We start from the raw sequence: 15,161 nt of genomic DNA on the forward strand, positions 1-15,161 counted from the left end.
CGATCGACATGGATTCCGGCTTTCGCCGCAATGACGGGCTCATCGGTTCCGGCGTCTCTCGTTGCGACGGGGCGCGGGTTCCAGCGTTCGCCGTAGTAACGGGGTCGTCGATCCGAGCGTTTGCGGCAATGCGCCGGATCGCGGATTCCGACGCTCGCCGCCGGGACGGCCCGAGGATTTCCGGCTTTCGCCGAACGCAACCGGCGCCCGCTTCGCGAACCAAGCGGGCGCCGGCGCGGTGCTGCGCCTGGTCAAGCAGCGCGGCGCGCCGTCAACAGTTCGGCGCCACCCGACCGTCCGAGCCGGTGTAGGTATAGGCGTCGGGGATGAAGCGGCCGCTGCCGATCCGGTTCCAGATGTTGCTGGTGCCGTAGGTGCCGCTGACCGAGGTACCCGTGGTCTGGCACTGGATCGTGACCTTGGCGCCATTGGCCAGGCTGCCGACGACGGAATACGTGGTGCCGGGGCCGGAGCGCACGTTGAGCGGCGTGCCGTTGGTGCCGACCGTTCCGGTCGCGCCGCCGCTGCCGCCGCAGGAATTGCGGCTGGTGTAGCTGCCGCTGCCCCAGTAGGCGATCTGCGCGCCGTTGAACTTGATCTTCTGCGCCGCGCCGTTGAGGCGCTCTTCGAAGTGCAGGTGCGGGCCGGTCGAGCCGCCGGTGCTGCCGACGGTGCCGATGGACTTGCCGATCGCCACGTTCTGGCCGACCGAGACCGAGTACGAGTTCAAGTGCGCGTACAGCGTGCTCCAGCCGCCGCCGTGGTCGATCACCACGTACTTGCCGTAACTGGTGCTGCCGAGGTTGCGCACCACGCTGACGGTGCCGGCCGCGGCGGCGACGACGGTGTCGCCTTCGTCGTTGGCGCGGTTGAAGTCCACAGAGTTCTGCGGGCTGTGGTTGGTGCGGGTCTGGCCCTCCCAGACCTGGCCGCAGGGGAACGGCATCTGGAAGGTCGGTGCGGCCTGCGCGGCGCTGCCGAACAGCGAGGCGAAGGCCAGCAGCGCCAGCGCGCTGCGGGTACGGAAGCGATTGCGTCGGACGTTCACGGGTGCGGCTCCTGGTTGGGCGGCCGCCGAAGGGGCGGCGCGGTGGTGGCGAAGGTCAGTGCACGATCTGCACATCGTCGAGGTAGAGGTTGACGTCGAAGCCGGTCTGCTCGCGCAGCAGCCAGACCGCGTCCAGGCGCACGCCGGCAGCGTCGATGCGGCCGTTGCTGGCGCCGGCCCAGGCGTTCCATTGCGCATCGTCGCCGAGCGTCCATTCCAGGTACGTCCACTGGTTGGCGGGGATCGCGCGTTCGACGCTGCGCTCGGTGCCGTCGCTGTCGTCGATGCTCAACGCGGCGCGCAGGCCGCTGCCGCCGGTGTAGATCCACAGGCCGACCTTGCCGCCGGCGCGGATCAACTCGACGTTGTTGGCCGGGGTGCCGCCGCCGGAGAGCAGCCGCACCGACCAGGCCGTGGCGACATTCGGATCGTCCTTGAGCAGCACCCGCAGCGAACACGCGCCGTTGCGGCGGGTGGCGCAGTCGCGCTGCGCCAGCGAGGCGGTCGAGATCCCGACCGTGCTGCCCGAGTAAGTCGGCGCGCTGTCGAAGCGGCCGACGCCGGTTTCGAAGTCTTCCAGCACCACCGCGCCCGGGCCCGGACCGGCGCCGTCGTTGGCGAGGTAGGCGTTGCGCTGGCCGCCGGGGGCGTTGTTGCCGTTGAAGTAGTGGTTGGCGATCCAGCGCCAGTCGCGGCCGTTGTTCGCCGCCCAGCGCTGGGTGCCCCACTGGCTCATGCCGCGGCCGTGGCCGAAGCAGCCGCGGCCGCGGCCGACCTCGTCGGACAGACACGGCCAGCCGTTGCGCGGCGAGCCGTTGCGGCCGTTGCCGCAGCTCAGGTCGGTGTTGACGCAGGACAGCCCGTCGGACGGATCGTCCCAGGCGTTGTTCTCCGACGAGTATTCGCTGAAGGCGGCGCTGGCGCCGTCGCGGGTCAGGACCACGCCGCGGGTGGCCGCGGCGGCGGCGACGGTGGCCGACACGCTGTCGCCGTCGAAGGCCTGGCACGAGGTGCTGGCGCAGATGTCGTAGCGGCTGTTGACCGGATGGGCGACGTAGTACGCGGCGTAACTGCGGTAGGCGACCGCGCCGGCGGCGAGCGATTGCGGGTTCCACGAGGCGATCCATTCTTCGTCGAGGCCGCGGCCGACGTAGTCCTCGAAGGCGTACACCGACATCGAACTGCACGAGCGCCCGGAGCAGTTGGTGCCGACGCGGATGCTGGCCGGCACCGGTACGTTGGCCGACTGCGCGGCCAGGCGCTGCGCGCGCGCGACTGTCGCCGGTTGCGCCGGGTCGTACGCGCTCGCAGCAGCGCTCGCGGCGTCGGCGGCCGGCATCGGCCGTTGCAGGTCGGCGCTGGCGCGGGCGCGCTGCTGCACGTGGCGGCGGTCGCTGCGGATCAGGCCCTGGCCGGGTTCGAGATCGACGATCAAGCTGCGCGCGTCGTTGAGCAGCGGCAGGCCGGCGAGTTCGCGGCCGCGATGGCCGGGCGCTTCGACGGTCAGGTCCACGGTGGCCGGCAAGGCCTCCGCGGCGGCCGTCTGGGCCGGCAACTGCGCGGACAGTTCGAAATAGCCGTCGCGGTCGCTGCGCGCGCGGCCGCCCTGGCTGCTGCGCACCGTCGCGCCGGCCAGCGGCGCGCCGCTGGCGGCGTCGAACACGCGGCCGGCGAACACGGCGCAGCGCGCGCAGGCCGCGGCCTTGAGCGCGAGCCGGTCGAGCGCGTCGGACGACACCGTCGGCGGCAGCCACACCGTCAGCGGCAAGGGTTGCGCGGCGTCGATGCGCACGCGCGCGCTCAGGCGCTGGTGGCCCGCGGCGCCGATGCGCAGTTCGTATTCGCCTGCGGCCAGGGCCGCGCTGCGCGCGCCGCGTACGCCGGGATCGGTAGCGAGCGCGCGCACGCGCGCGCCGTCGTCGAGCGGGTGGATGCTGAGGTTGGCGTCGAGCGCGCCGCCGTCGACGCTGTCGCGCACGCGGATGCGCAGCAGGCGGTCGCCGGAACCGGCGGCGGCCGCCGGCGGCGACGCCGGCGTGGCGGACGCGACGGCCGGCGCGCTGGCGGCGGCGCGTTCGCGCAGCCAGTGAGCGAAGACGGTGCCGGCGAGCAGCAGCGCGAGCACCGCCAACCAGGTCGGCGCGCGGCGCGGCGGCGATGAGTGCGGATCGTTCATGCGGATTCCCCGTGGCGCGGGTCTGCGGGTTCGGCCTGGGCGGAGCGGACAGCGTCGGGCTTGAAGGCCCTCCCGCAACGGCGCAAGCCCGGTTGCGAATCGTCGCCGAGAGCCGGCGCGCAGGCCGCCGCGGGATTGCGGCCTGCGCGCGGGGCGCTCAGTTCTTCGTTTGCACGTCGTCGAGGTACACGTTGACGTCGAACGCGGTCTGGTCGCGGTACAGCCACACCGCGTCGAGCTTGACCGTAGCCGCGGTGATCGCGCCGTTGGCGCCGCCAACCCAGGCGTCCCATTGGGCGTCGTCGTCCAGGCGCCATTCCAGGTAAGTCCAGGTGTTGACCGGAATCGCGCGCGCGACCGAGCGCTCGGTGCCGTCGCTGTCGTCGATGCCGATCGCCGCGCTCACGCCGCTGGCGCCGGTATAGACCCAGACGCCGACCTTGCCGCCGGCGCGGGTCAACGCCGCGTTGCTGCCCGGGTTGCCGCCGCCGGACAGCAGGCGCACCGCCCATGCGTTGGAACTTGCGGCGTCGTCCTTGAGCAACACCCGCAGCGAGCATTCGCCGTTCTTGCGCGTGGTGCAGTTGCGTTCGGCCAGCGAAGCGGCGGAGATGCCGGTGGTGCTGCCCGAATACGCCGGCGCGCTGTCGAAATGGCCGACCGAGCTTTCGAAGCTGTCGATCACACTGCCGCCGCCAGGCGTGCCCGGGTTGAGCAGGTTGTAGTAGCGGGCCCAATCCCAATACTGGCCCGGGTCGGTGTGGGTCTGGCTGCTGTAGTGCTGGTGGCCTTTGACCTTGACGCTGGCCGGCAGCACGTTGATGCCGGTGCCGCCCGGGCCCTTGAACGCGCTGGCGCAGCCGATCGCGCTGTAGGTCGCGCAGAAGTGCCGGGTCAGCGCGGCCGAGGCGTTGTACATCGCCGCCGTGTACCAGCTGGCGTTGGCGATGAAGCCTTCGTGCTCGATGCCGAGCGTGGTCTTGTTGTGCACGCCGACGTGGTGGGCCGCGCGGTTCTCGCGCACCATCTGGGTGATCTGGCCGTCGGAGCTGCGGATCAGGTAGTGCGCGCTGACGCTGTTGGGATTGTTCTGGAACCACGAGATGCTGCCGGCGTAGTAGCCCTGCATCGTGTGGATGGTGACCGAGTCGTACGACGTGCGCGTGGAGTGGTACGGCGAGGCCACCCACAATGCCGGCGGGTAGTCGGTGCTCTTTTCCGCCGCCGCAGCGACTTCGCTGCGCGAGCCGGCCGGCGCGCGCAGGGTCTCGTCGAGCGGATCGATGCGCCAGCCGCCGTCGGCGCCGAGCGCCTCGACCTTGTCGGCGGCGACGTCCAGGCGTACGAACGGCGCGCGCAGGCGCAGCAGCGCCGGCGCGTCGAACGCGCGTTCCCAGGCCACCGCGCGCGCGGGCACGACGATGCCGCGGTCGTTGACGCCCTTGTCCTGCGCCGACAGCACGTCGAAGGCGAAGCTGGCGCGCGCGTGCGACTGCACCGCGCTCTTGGCCGCGGCGCCGGCGGAAGGCGCGAAGCCGGCGTAACGTTCCAGCGCGGCGCGGGTGGCTTCCACCGGCGATTTCGCGTTCACCGCGTCGGCGCGCAATTCGCGGTCGAGCAAGGCGGCGGCGGCGAGGATGTTGCTGGCCGGATCGCGCAGCACCCGCTGCGCCGGCACGCCGAGCAGGCGCGCGCCCTCGCCGGCCTGGTCGGCGAAGCCTTCGCCGTGGTACAGGCCCATGACGCCGTAGGCGCGCGGCATGTGCTGGTGCTGCTCGCCGTAGCCGGCGGCGTCGGGCTGCAGGTGCTGCCAGCGCGTGGTGACGTAGGCCACCGCTTCCAGCGTGCCGGCCGGGATCGACGGATAGCGCGCATAGGCCTGGCGGAAGTAGCCGGCGTAGAGCTGGCGGTCGATCCGCGACAGCGATTCTTCCAGGCGCAGGCGCTGGGCCAACGCCGGGTCTTGCGGCGCGGCGCCCGCACGCGCATCGGCGTGAGCGGCGCCGGCGAAGCCGCAGGCGATCAGCAGCGCCAGCGACAAGGACGACAGCGAATTCGCCGACGACGCGCGGCCCGAAAGCGCGCGCGACAGCGGCCGCCGGCGCGCGCGCCGGGTTACGGAATATTCGTTCATGTTGTTTATCCCCGAGAGAATTAAAAATTCCCGCGCCGCTCTTGTACTGCATTTGTTTGTCGCGCAAGTGCTGGCCGCCGCGGTTTGCGCGGGCAGTGTTCGGTTCCGCGACGCCAGTCACCCGGCGAGTGCGCGCTGCGGCGAATCCATGGCCGCGCCGCAGCGCAGCCGCTGGTGCGGCGCGTCATGGCGTCGCGGCGGCGAGCGAAGGCGCGGTTGCCGCGACGGCGGACGCGACGGTCTAGGGTCGCCCCTAGTTTCAGAGCTGAACGGGCGCTCTTATCTTGGCCGCCTGGACGCCGGGCGCGTCCGCCAACCCAGGGGAATTCCAGCGATGAGCGGCATCGAAGGCGTCAACTACCAGCTCCTGCGCAACCTGCCGCCGGAAGACCGGCAGGCGATCCTCGACGCCGCCAAGCCGCAGGCGGCGCCGGCGCCGGAACCTCCGCCGCCGCCGCCCCCGCCGCCGGCTCCCCCACCGCAGGACGCCAAGACCCCGGAAGAAGCGGTGCGCGCGATCCACGGCCTGCCGCTGCCGAAGAACAGCGACTTGTCTTCGAGCATGCCCTCGCAGGTCTACAACTCGATCTACCAGCCGCGCGTGAGCGAGTTCAACACCACCCGCCGCACCGAAGCGCAGGCGGCGCTGGACCGGATGGAGCCCAAGCTCGAGGACTTCCGCGACAGCGGCCTCAACGGCGCCACCGCCAACTACGAGTACCAACAGTCGCGCGACGCGTTCGACAGCAATCCCTATGTCAAGGAATTGCAGCGCATCGTGACGGAAGCCACCGACAAGCCGACCGACGTGCCGGCCTACCTGACCAACAGCGGCGACGCCAAGCCCAGCGAAGTCGCCAAGCTCGACTTCCCGACCGTACGCGGCGCGCTGGAAACCCTCGGCGTGCAGTTGCCCGACCAGCCGACGCCGGAACAGGTCGCCTCCAGCTACGAACTGCTCAAGCTGATGCCCGGCGACGTGCTGTCGTACGCGATCAATCCCGGCATGTCGGTCACCTACAGCACCCCGGTCGCCGGCATCGGCACGCCGGGCGTGGTCTCGCCGCAGCTCAAGGCCGATGTCGTCGCCGAGGGCAAGGTCGAGCTGTCGGACGTGCAGACCGGCGTGGACTTCCAGCAGACCCAGCAGTTCAAGGCCTCGGTGCAGCTGCACACCGAAGCCGGGGTGGAAGTGGCGAAGACGCCGCTGCAGAAGCTCTACAAGTACGCCGACCGCTTCAACCAGGTGCCCGACGGGGTCAAGGAGCTGGTCGACAATTCCAAGCTGCTCAAGGCCGCGCTCAAGGCGCCGCCGGTGCTCGGCCACTACATGGAGGTCGAAGGCACCCGGCTGAGCTACGAGGCCACGGTGACGCCCGAGCAGGGCGCCAAGCTCGACCAGGGCGACATGAGCGGCATGCCCAATCCGCTCGACCCGCTGGCGATGCCCGAGGGCACCTCGGTGCTGATGCGCGGGCAGAACCTGACCGGCTCGGACTTCGCTCTCAACTACAAGTCCTATGTCGGCATCGGCGGCACCCACACCGAACTCGAAGGCGCCGGCTTCGGCGTGCGCAAGCTCGACAGCTCGGTGGTCGAGGTCTATGCCGGGCCGATGGACACGGTCGAGAACGCGACCATGTTCGGCCTGGGCAAGGTCGGCTCGTACTCGATCGGCCTGAGCGTGGAGACCAGCAGCGAGACCCGCTCGCTCAACACCGCGCGGATCGACCTGTCCACCCAGGAAGGCCGCGACGCCTACCAGGCGTTCATGAGCGGCGGCAAGGTGCCGGACTGGAACCCGCCGGGCGTGCAGCGCTCGGGCACCACCGAAGTGTTCAACGCCGAGCACGCCGCGCGCCTGGGCATCGACCTGGGCCCGGTGTCGATGGGCATCGGCAACAGCAGCCAGCTCACCATCACCCGCAACGTCTGGCAGGACGGCACGGTCGACCAGACCAACAGCTACCAGTCGATGGGCCAGACCACCGACGTGCAGTTCCAGGTCGGCGCCGACGGCAAGCCGGTCGAGAACTCGACCCAGTGGACGCTGGTGCTGCCCAACACCAGCGACGCGGCGGCCTCGTACTTCAACTCGTCCTACCACCCCGGCGAGCTCAACAAGAAGTTCGACGGCGACCAGCACCTGCAGTTCGAGTTCAGCGACAAGGACCTGATGGCGCTGCGCGATCGCGCCCGCGAGAGCGTGGGCAACATCGGCGGCGAGCAGCACGGCGCCGAACGCCTGCGCGACCTGGATTCGGGCCGGATCACGCCGTTCCCGAACGACCTGAGCGAACAGATCGCCATCGCCAAGACCCCGGACGAGGTGTTCGCGGCGATCTCGCGCCGCGGCCAGTCGGGCTGCGAGGACTTCGTGTCGATGATGATGTGGGGCGACCAGCGCGACACCGCACTGCCGGGCACCTTCACTCTGAAGGACGCCGGCTGAGGTCGCGCGCCCAGGGGATCGCCATGAAAACGCCCGGCATGCCGGGCGTTTTCGTTTACCGGCGCAGCGAAGGCCCCTTGTAGGAGCGGCGCGAGCCGCGACCGCGACAACGCAGCTACGGCGCAACTTACGACGCGAGCGGACGCTCCGCGGTCGCAGCTCGCGCAGCTCCTACAGGCAGATCGCGCAGCGGCGCCGCAAACGGGCGCAGCCCCTGTAGGAGCGGCGCAAGCCGCGACCGCGACAATGCAGCTACGGCGTAACTTACGGCGCGAGCGGACGCTCCGCGGTCGCAGCTTGCGCAGCGCCTACAGGTAGATCGCGCAGTAGCGTCGCAACTGGGCGCAGCCCCTGTAGGAGCGGCGCGAGCCGCGACCGCGACAATGCAGCCACGGCGTAACTTACGGCGCGAGTGGACGCTCCGCGGTCGCAGCTTGCGCAGCTCCTACAGGCAGATCGCTCAGTGGCGTCGCAACGCAGATCGCTCAGTGGCGTCGCAACCGGGCACTGCCCTTGTAGGAGCGGCGCAAGCCGCGACCGCGACAACGCAACTACGGCGAAACTGACGCCGCGAGCGGGCACCCCGCGGTCGCAGCTTGCGCAGCTCCTACAGTTGGATCTCGCAGCGCTGCGAGGTTCACACCGGCGACGGATTGCGCTCGGCGAAACCGGCTTGGTGCCAGTACGGATAGGCCTTGTCGCGCGCGCTGGCCGCGTCGAGCCTGGCGACCTGTTCGGGCGTGAGGTTCCAGCCGACCGCGCCGAGGTTCTGCCGCAGTTGTTCCTCGTTGCGCGCGCCGATCACCACGGTGGCCACGGTCGGCCGCTGCAACAGCCAGTTCAGCGCGATCTGCGGCACGGTCTTGCCGGTTTCGGCTGCGATTTCGTCGAGCGCGTCGACCACGCGGTACAGGTACTCCTGTTCCACCGGCGGCCCCATGTCGGCGGTGACGTGCAGGCGGCTGGTTTCCGGCAGCGGCTGGCCGCGGCGGATCTTGCCGGTCAGGCGGCCCCAGCCCAGCGGGCTCCACACCACCGCGCCGACGCCCTGGTCCAGGCCCAGCGGCATCAGCTCCCATTCGTAGTCGCGGCCGATCAGCGAGTAATAGGCCTGATGGGCGACGTAGCGGCTCCAGCCGTACCGCTCGGCCAGCGCCAGCGACTTCATCAGGTGCCAGCCGGAGAAGTTCGACACGCCCAGGTAGCGCAGCTTGCCGGCGCGGACCAGGTCGTCGAGGGTGGACAGCGTTTCCTCGGCCGGCGTGCGCGCGTCGAAGCCGTGCAGTTGGAACAGGTCGATGTAGTCGGTGCCCAGGCGCTTGAGCGAGGCGTCGACGCTGCGCAGCAGGTGCTGGCGCGAGGAGCCGACTTCGTTCTCGCCGTCGCCGAAGCGGAAGGTGGCCTTGGTCGAGATCAGATAGCTCTCGCGCGGACGGCCCTTCAGCGCCTCGCCGAGGATGGATTCGGCGGCGCCGCGCGAATAGATGTCGGCGCTGTCGAACAGGTTGACGCCGGCCTCGAACGCGACGTCGAGCAGGCGGCGCGCCTCGGCCACGTCGGTCTGGCCCCAGGCCTTGAAGAAGTCGCCGTGGCCGCCGAAGGTGCCGGTGCCGAAGCTGAGCACCGGCACGCGCAGGCCGGAGCGGCCGAGATAACGGTGTTCCATGCCGCACTCCTGAGATCAGGGAGAAGGCCGCCATTGCACGCCATCGGCGGCGCGCGCCGCAACCGCGCCGGCGGGACGATGCGTTGCCGCGGCGCAGGCCCGGCTTTCGTGGGAGGGCCTTCAGGCCCGACGCGTTCCGACCCGATCGCCGCATCCCGGCGCACGCAAGAGCGGCGTCGGCCCCGAAGACCCTGCCGCGGTTACCGCGAAGGTCCCGCCACGAACTTCACGTCCGAAGGCGACACCATCGGCAGCGTCTGCACCGTTTCGCCCAGCTCGCCGCTGGCCGGATCGCGCGCGATCACCACCAAGTTGCCGCTGTGCTGGTTGGCCACCACCACGAAGCGCCCGTCCGGCGCCAGCGCGAACTCGCGCGGCCCGCGGCCTTCGCTGGCCCGGCGCTGCAGCGGGCGCAGGCGGCCGTCGCCGGGATCGACCGCGTACGCGGCGATGTGGTTGTCCTCGCCGCGGTTGCTGGCGTAGACAAAGCGCCCGTCGGCCGACAGGTGCAGCGCGGCGGCGGCGTTGCCTTCGCGCCGGCCCGGGTCCAGCGCCAGGGTCTGGGCGATGCGCAGCCGGCCGTCGTCGTGATCGAGTACGACGATTTCGCCGCTCATCTCCAGGGTCAGGTAGGCATGGCGGCCATCGGCGGCAAACAGCAAGTGGCGCGGCCCGCTGCCGGCCGGCAGTTCCAGCCACGGCGTCGCCGCCGCCTGCAGCGGCCGCTCGGCGCTGCGCGCCGGGTCGTAGCGATAGGCATAGACCTTGTCGGCGCCCAGATCGGCGGCGAACACGTAGCGGCCGTCGGGCGACTGCGCGGCGGCGTGCACGTGCGGGCCGAGCTGGCGCTCGCGGTCGGCCTGGCTGGCGCGATGGCCGAGCACCTGCACCGCCGCGCCGAGGCGGCCGTCGGCGTCGACCGGCAGCACCGCGAGACTGCCGCCCGGGCTCTGCGCGCCGGAGTAGTTGGACACGAACAGATAGCGCCCGTCGCGGCCGAGCGCGGCGTGCGCCGGGTCGTCGCCGAGGGTGTTGGCGCGCGACAGCGGGCGGCTGCGCGCGTGGCCGCGACCGAGCGCGAAGCTGCTGGCGCGGCCGACCGGATCGGGCGAGGCCGGGCCGTTCTCGTTGACCGCGAACAGGCGCGCGCCGTCGGCCGAGAGCGTCAGCCACGAGGGGTTGTCGGTCGCGATGGTTTCCAGCGGCTGCGGATCGATGCGGCCGCTGGCCGGGTCGAAACGATAGCGGCCGATGCCTTTGCACTGCGCGCCGGTGTAGCAGCCCACCAGCAGTTCGGTCGGCGCGGTCTGCGCGTGGGCGACGGTGGCGCTCATGATCAGGCTCCAGGCTAGCAGGGCGGAACGCAGGGGCATCGACGGCTCCGGTAGGCGCGGAGCGTCGATGCTGCCTCAATCGCGGCGTTCGACCAAGGGCGGGGTTTGGCGTTCGGGCGGTATACCGCCATCGGGTACAAAAGCATCGGGCCTGAAGGCTCTCCCACAACAGCCGCTCTTGTGGGAGGGCCTTCAGGCCCGACGCTGTCCTGTCCGCTTACCGCGAGTACTCGAACTCCACCTCCGCCTGCGCGGTCACCTCGCCGGTCTGCGCCGGCGCTTCGGCCGCGTAGTCGTACGCGCGCGCGCCGTACTGGCGCGCGGTCGGCGCCTGCGGCGACCACCACGGGCGTTCGTCGAGGAACTTCACCGTGCGCGCGCCGCGCAGGCGCCAGCCCAGTTCCTGCGCGGTCGCGCGGGCGCGGCGCTGCGCATCGCGCAGGGCCAGGCGCTGGGCCTGCTCGGTGTACTCGGGCAGGCGTTCGGAGAACGGCCGCAGCTCGAACTCGGCCACGCCGGCTTCGGCCAGGGCCTGCTGCAGCCGGACCACGGCCGCCGCGCCGCGCACGCGCACGGCGAAGCGGCTGGAGAATCGCCATTGCGGCGCCGCCTGGGTCCCGCGCGATTGCAGCCGCGGCGGATCCTGCGCGCGTTCGGCCAAGGCGCCGGCCTCGGCGTCGAGCGCCCGCCGCAACGTCGCCTGCGCCGGTTCGAAGCGTTCGCGCGCGGCGTTGGCGTCGACGCCGTCGCCGACCGCGGCGAACGCCAGTTCGTATTGATCCGGCTGCCAGGCCACGCGGCCGAAGCCGGCGACGCGCAGACGCCCGCCGGTCTCGATGTCCTGCGCCGCCGCCGCGGCCGGCATCGCCAGCCCCAGCGCCAGGATCCAGGCCGCTGCCGTGTTCATGGGCCCTGCCCCCGCGGAGGTCGCCGCCATTCTAGGCCGCCGCGCGGCGGCCGGCGGCGCCCAGGCTGGGCCGTGCCGGCGCGCGCGCGTATCCTAGGCGCCGCGCCGGCCGCGTCCGCGCCGGCGCGCAGTCCCTTACGCATGAGCGCCGCCATGACCGATACCCCGCCCGACCGCCTCTCCAACGACCCGCGCAGCCCGTTCTACGCCCCTTCCGTGCTCGAGCGCGGCATCGGCATCCGCTTCAACGGCGCGGAGCGCAGCAACGTCGAGGAGTACTGCATCAGCGAAGGCTGGGTGCGCCTGCCGGTCGGCAAGTCGCTCGACCGCCGCGGCAACCCGATGACGATGAAGCACAAGGGCACGGTCGAGGCCTACTACCTCACCGAAGCGCCCGACGCCGGGTAAACCTTCGCCGCTGCGCCGGTTCTTGTGCGAGGGGCTTCGGCCCCGACGCCTTGGTTTCAGGTCGCCGCGACCTGGCTGGGAGACGTCGGGGCCGAGGCCCCTCTCGTTGCATCGGCGTCGCGCAAGCGCGCGAGCAGGCGTTCCATGTCGGCGGCCAGTTCCGCGATCGGCTGCGGCAGGCGCTGCGCGGCTTCGATCAGGGCGCAGGCGCGCGCCGACTCGCCCGCCGCGGCCGCGTCCAGGGCGCGGGCGTAATCGCCCAGCGGCGCCGGCGCGTCCAGCACCGGCCGCAGCCACTGCCGCGCATCGCTGGCGACCCCGCGCATCAGCAGCAGCTGCGCTAGCTGGAAGCGCGCGACCACGAACCCCGGCAGCCGCGCCAGCACCGCGCGCAGGCGCTGCTCGGCGCGGTCGTACAGGCCGAGCTGGGCGTGCTGGATCGCCAGCAGGTACTGCGCATGGACGTTGTCGGGATCGCATTCGAGCACCTGCTGCAACAGGCGCACGGCCTCGACGTCGCGCGCCTGGGCGATCGCGGCGTGAGCGCGCTGGAGCAGCGCGGTGAGGTCGGAATGCGGTTGGGTCATGCGGCGGGCGGCGTGCAGGGCAGGAGCGGCGCGGCGGTGCGGCCGCACGTTCCCCGGCGCGCGGCCCCGCCGTTCGGGGCGCTCATTGTGCCGCGCGTACGGTCCGCGAAAAAAGCGAACTGCGTCATAACGAAAAGCGAAGACGGGTTGGTGTAGCGTCCGATCGCCGCCGTCCAAGGACGGTCGCGCCGCCGGCCATGAAGGCCGCGGCGCGGCCCGCACGGCCCGCGGCACGCAGTTCACCGACGCACAACCGATCATTGGAGGATCACCATGTCGTCGCGTTCCCCGCTCCGCATTCGCACCCATTCCCCCCTTCCCGCGCGCGGCCTGTTCGTCGCCGGCCTCGCCGTCGCGTTGGTCCTGGCCGGCTGCAGCCGCAAGGTCGAGCGCGCCGAATCGGCCGATGCCGCCGCCGTGGAGTACGTCTCCACGCCCGACCTGCCGATGGCCGCGCAGGCGCCGGAGGCCAACACCGAGAACTACGCGAAGATCGAGCCCAACCCGATCCACCGCACCGCCGAACAGCCGGTCTCGACCTTCTCCATCGATGTGGACACCGGCAGCTACGCCAACGTGCGGCGCATGCTCGCCGCCGGCGAACTGCCGCCCAAGGACGCGGTGCGGATCGAGGAACTGGTGAACTATTTCGACTACGGCTACCCGCGCCCGGAATCGAAGGACGTGCCGTTCCAGGTCACCACCGAACTGGCGCCGGCGCCGTGGAACAGCAAGCGCGTGCTGCTGCAGATCGGCATCCAGGGCTACGACGTGGAGCGCGAGCAGCTGCCGCCGGCCAACCTGGTGCTGCTGGCCGACACTTCCGGCTCGATGGACGAGCCCGACAAGCTGCCGCTGCTCAAGCGCGCCTTCGCCCAACTGCTGCCGCAGCTGCGCGCGCAGGACCGCGTGTCGATCGTCGCCTACGCCGGCTCGGCCGGGCTGGTGCTGCCGCCGACGCCGGGCGACCACGGCGGCGAGATCATGGACGCGCTCGAACGCCTGCAGGCCGGCGGCTCGACCAACGGCGGCGAAGGCATCCAACTGGCCTACGCGACCGCGCGCCAGGCCTATATCGACGGCGGCATCAACCGCGTGCTGCTGGCCACCGACGGCGATTTCAACGTCGGCGTGGCCAACCAGCAGGCGCTGGAGACCCTGGTCGCCGACCAGCGCAAGAGCGGCATCGCCCTGAGCACGCTCGGCTTCGGCACCGGCAACTACAACGACGCCATGGCCGAGCGCCTGGCCGACGTCGGCAACGGCAACCACGCCTACATCGACAGCGCGCTGGAAGCGCAGAAGGTGCTGGTCGAGGAAATGGGCTCGACCCTGATGACCATCGCCGGCGACGTCAAGGTGCAGGTCGAGTTCAACCCGGCCACGGTCGCCGAGTACCGCCTGATCGGCTACGAGAACCGCCTGCTCAAGCGCGAGGACTTCAACAACGACAAGGTCGACGCCGGCGAGATCGGCGCCGGCCACGACGTCACCGCGCTGTACGAACTGGCCCTGGTCGGCTCCGGCGGCGAAGCCAGCGATCCGCTGCGCTACGCCAAGGACGAGGCGCCCAAGCCCGCCGGCGCGGTCAAGCCCGACGAACTGGCGCTGCTGAAGCTGCGCTACAAGCGTCCGGGCGAAGACCAGAGCCGCCTGATCGAAAGCCCGCTGATGCGCCGCGACATCGCCGCCCAGCCCGGCGAGCGCATGCGCTTCGCCGCGGCCGTGGCCGGCTTCGGCGAGATGCTGCGCGGCGGCGAACGGCTCGGCCCGGGCTTCGGCTGGGACGGCGTGATCGGCCTGGCGCGCAACGCCCGCGGCGACGACCGCAACGGCTACCGCGGCGAGTTCCTGCAGCTGGCGCAGACCGCGCGCAGCCTGCAGGCCAAGGCGCCGGCCGGCGTCGCCGTCGCAGGCGGCGAGTAGGTCCGCTTCGCGGCGGCGGACGCCGCCGGTTGGGCGAATACGTTCGCCGCGAACGAAGACACAGTCCAATGCGCCGCCTCCTTCGGGAGGCGGCTTTAGGTCTTGCGCGCCGGGTGCGATCGACAGTGTCTGATGCTGTTGCTGTTGCCATGCCGTTGCTCTTCGCCCGGACGCAACCCCACCGCAGGCCTGCGTTCCGCAGCCCCGGAGGGCGCGCGCATGGATGCGCGCGTGCGCCATGGGACAGGATGTCCCTTATGGCGCAGCCCCGCGCCGGGTGCTGGACTTAGTGGCTCGTGACCTTAGACAAGCGTTTTTCTTTGGTTACTTTCTTTTGGCGCGCTGCCAAAAGAAAGTAACTCGGCCGCTTGCGGACGAAAGCTCTTGATTGTCGCTTGTCGTCACTCGTCAACGACGGCAGTGCAGTTGCGTATCCGACTGTAGGAGCGGCGCGAGCCGCGACCGCGACAACGCAACTACGACGAAACTTTCACCGCATCTGCGCTGGCGCGGTCGCGGCTTG

10 protein-coding genes are annotated in these 15,161 nt (G+C 71.1%); 3 read left to right on the forward strand and 7 right to left on the reverse strand.

Annotation, left to right across the window (positions count from 1 at the left end):
• Positions 1-271: 271 nt before the first annotated feature.
• From BLV01_RS22015 to BLV01_RS26650, 3 genes are all read right to left on the reverse strand, one after another.
• On the reverse strand, positions 272-1,048 hold the full coding sequence (locus tag BLV01_RS22015; protein WP_217633568.1) for a M23 family metallopeptidase: 777 nt from the start codon (positions 1,046-1,048) through the stop codon (positions 272-274).
• A gap of 55 nt (positions 1,049-1,103) precedes the next feature.
• Positions 1,104-3,224 carry a SpoIID/LytB domain-containing protein gene (locus BLV01_RS22020; protein ID WP_091805196.1) on the reverse strand — a complete coding sequence of 707 codons (2,121 nt, stop codon included), beginning with the start codon at positions 3,222-3,224 and terminating at the stop codon, positions 1,104-1,106.
• Between the two features lie 157 nt (positions 3,225-3,381).
• On the reverse strand, positions 3,382-5,358 hold the full coding sequence (locus BLV01_RS26650; RefSeq protein WP_217633569.1) for an N-acetylmuramoyl-L-alanine amidase: 1,977 nt from the start codon (positions 5,356-5,358) through the stop codon (positions 3,382-3,384).
• 334 nt (positions 5,359-5,692) lie between these two features.
• On the opposite strand from BLV01_RS26650, the gene BLV01_RS22030 reads away from it, so the two are divergent.
• Complete coding sequence (locus tag BLV01_RS22030; RefSeq protein WP_091805199.1) at positions 5,693-7,810, forward strand: hypothetical protein; 2,118 nt, start codon at positions 5,693-5,695, stop codon at positions 7,808-7,810.
• 637 nt (positions 7,811-8,447) lie between these two features.
• Here the strand turns inward: BLV01_RS22030 and BLV01_RS22035 are convergent.
• From BLV01_RS22035 to BLV01_RS22045, 3 genes are all read right to left on the reverse strand, one after another.
• On the reverse strand, positions 8,448-9,476 hold the full coding sequence (locus BLV01_RS22035) for an aldo/keto reductase (RefSeq protein WP_091805202.1): 1,029 nt from the start codon (positions 9,474-9,476) through the stop codon (positions 8,448-8,450).
• A 200-nt stretch (positions 9,477-9,676) separates the two neighbouring features.
• Positions 9,677-10,849 carry a lactonase family protein gene (locus BLV01_RS22040; RefSeq protein WP_091805205.1) on the reverse strand — a complete coding sequence of 391 codons (1,173 nt, stop codon included), beginning with the start codon at positions 10,847-10,849 and terminating at the stop codon, positions 9,677-9,679.
• A gap of 178 nt (positions 10,850-11,027) precedes the next feature.
• Complete coding sequence (locus BLV01_RS22045) at positions 11,028-11,717, reverse strand: SIMPL domain-containing protein (RefSeq protein WP_175486197.1); 690 nt, start codon at positions 11,715-11,717, stop codon at positions 11,028-11,030.
• Positions 11,718-11,870: 153 nt separating this feature from the next.
• Between BLV01_RS22045 and BLV01_RS22050 the strand changes: the two genes are divergently transcribed.
• Positions 11,871-12,125 carry a DUF3297 family protein gene (locus tag BLV01_RS22050; RefSeq protein ID WP_091805227.1) on the forward strand — a complete coding sequence of 85 codons (255 nt, stop codon included), beginning with the start codon at positions 11,871-11,873 and terminating at the stop codon, positions 12,123-12,125.
• A gap of 56 nt (positions 12,126-12,181) precedes the next feature.
• On the opposite strand, the gene BLV01_RS26460 is transcribed toward BLV01_RS22050, so the two are convergent.
• Positions 12,182-12,712: a tetratricopeptide repeat protein gene (locus BLV01_RS26460; protein ID WP_091805209.1), complete on the reverse strand. Its 531-nt coding sequence runs from the start codon at positions 12,710-12,712 to the stop codon at positions 12,182-12,184.
• A gap of 447 nt (positions 12,713-13,159) precedes the next feature.
• Here BLV01_RS26460 and BLV01_RS22060 point away from each other — a divergent pair, with 447 nt between their 5' ends.
• Positions 13,160-14,638, forward strand: a complete 1,479-nt coding sequence (locus tag BLV01_RS22060; protein WP_254782731.1) for a vWA domain-containing protein — start codon at positions 13,160-13,162, stop codon at positions 14,636-14,638.
• Positions 14,639-15,161 lie beyond the last annotated feature (523 nt).

This window comes from Lysobacter sp. yr284 (genome assembly GCF_900107375.1).
In the GTDB taxonomy this organism is placed as follows: domain Bacteria; phylum Pseudomonadota; class Gammaproteobacteria; order Xanthomonadales; family Xanthomonadaceae; genus Lysobacter.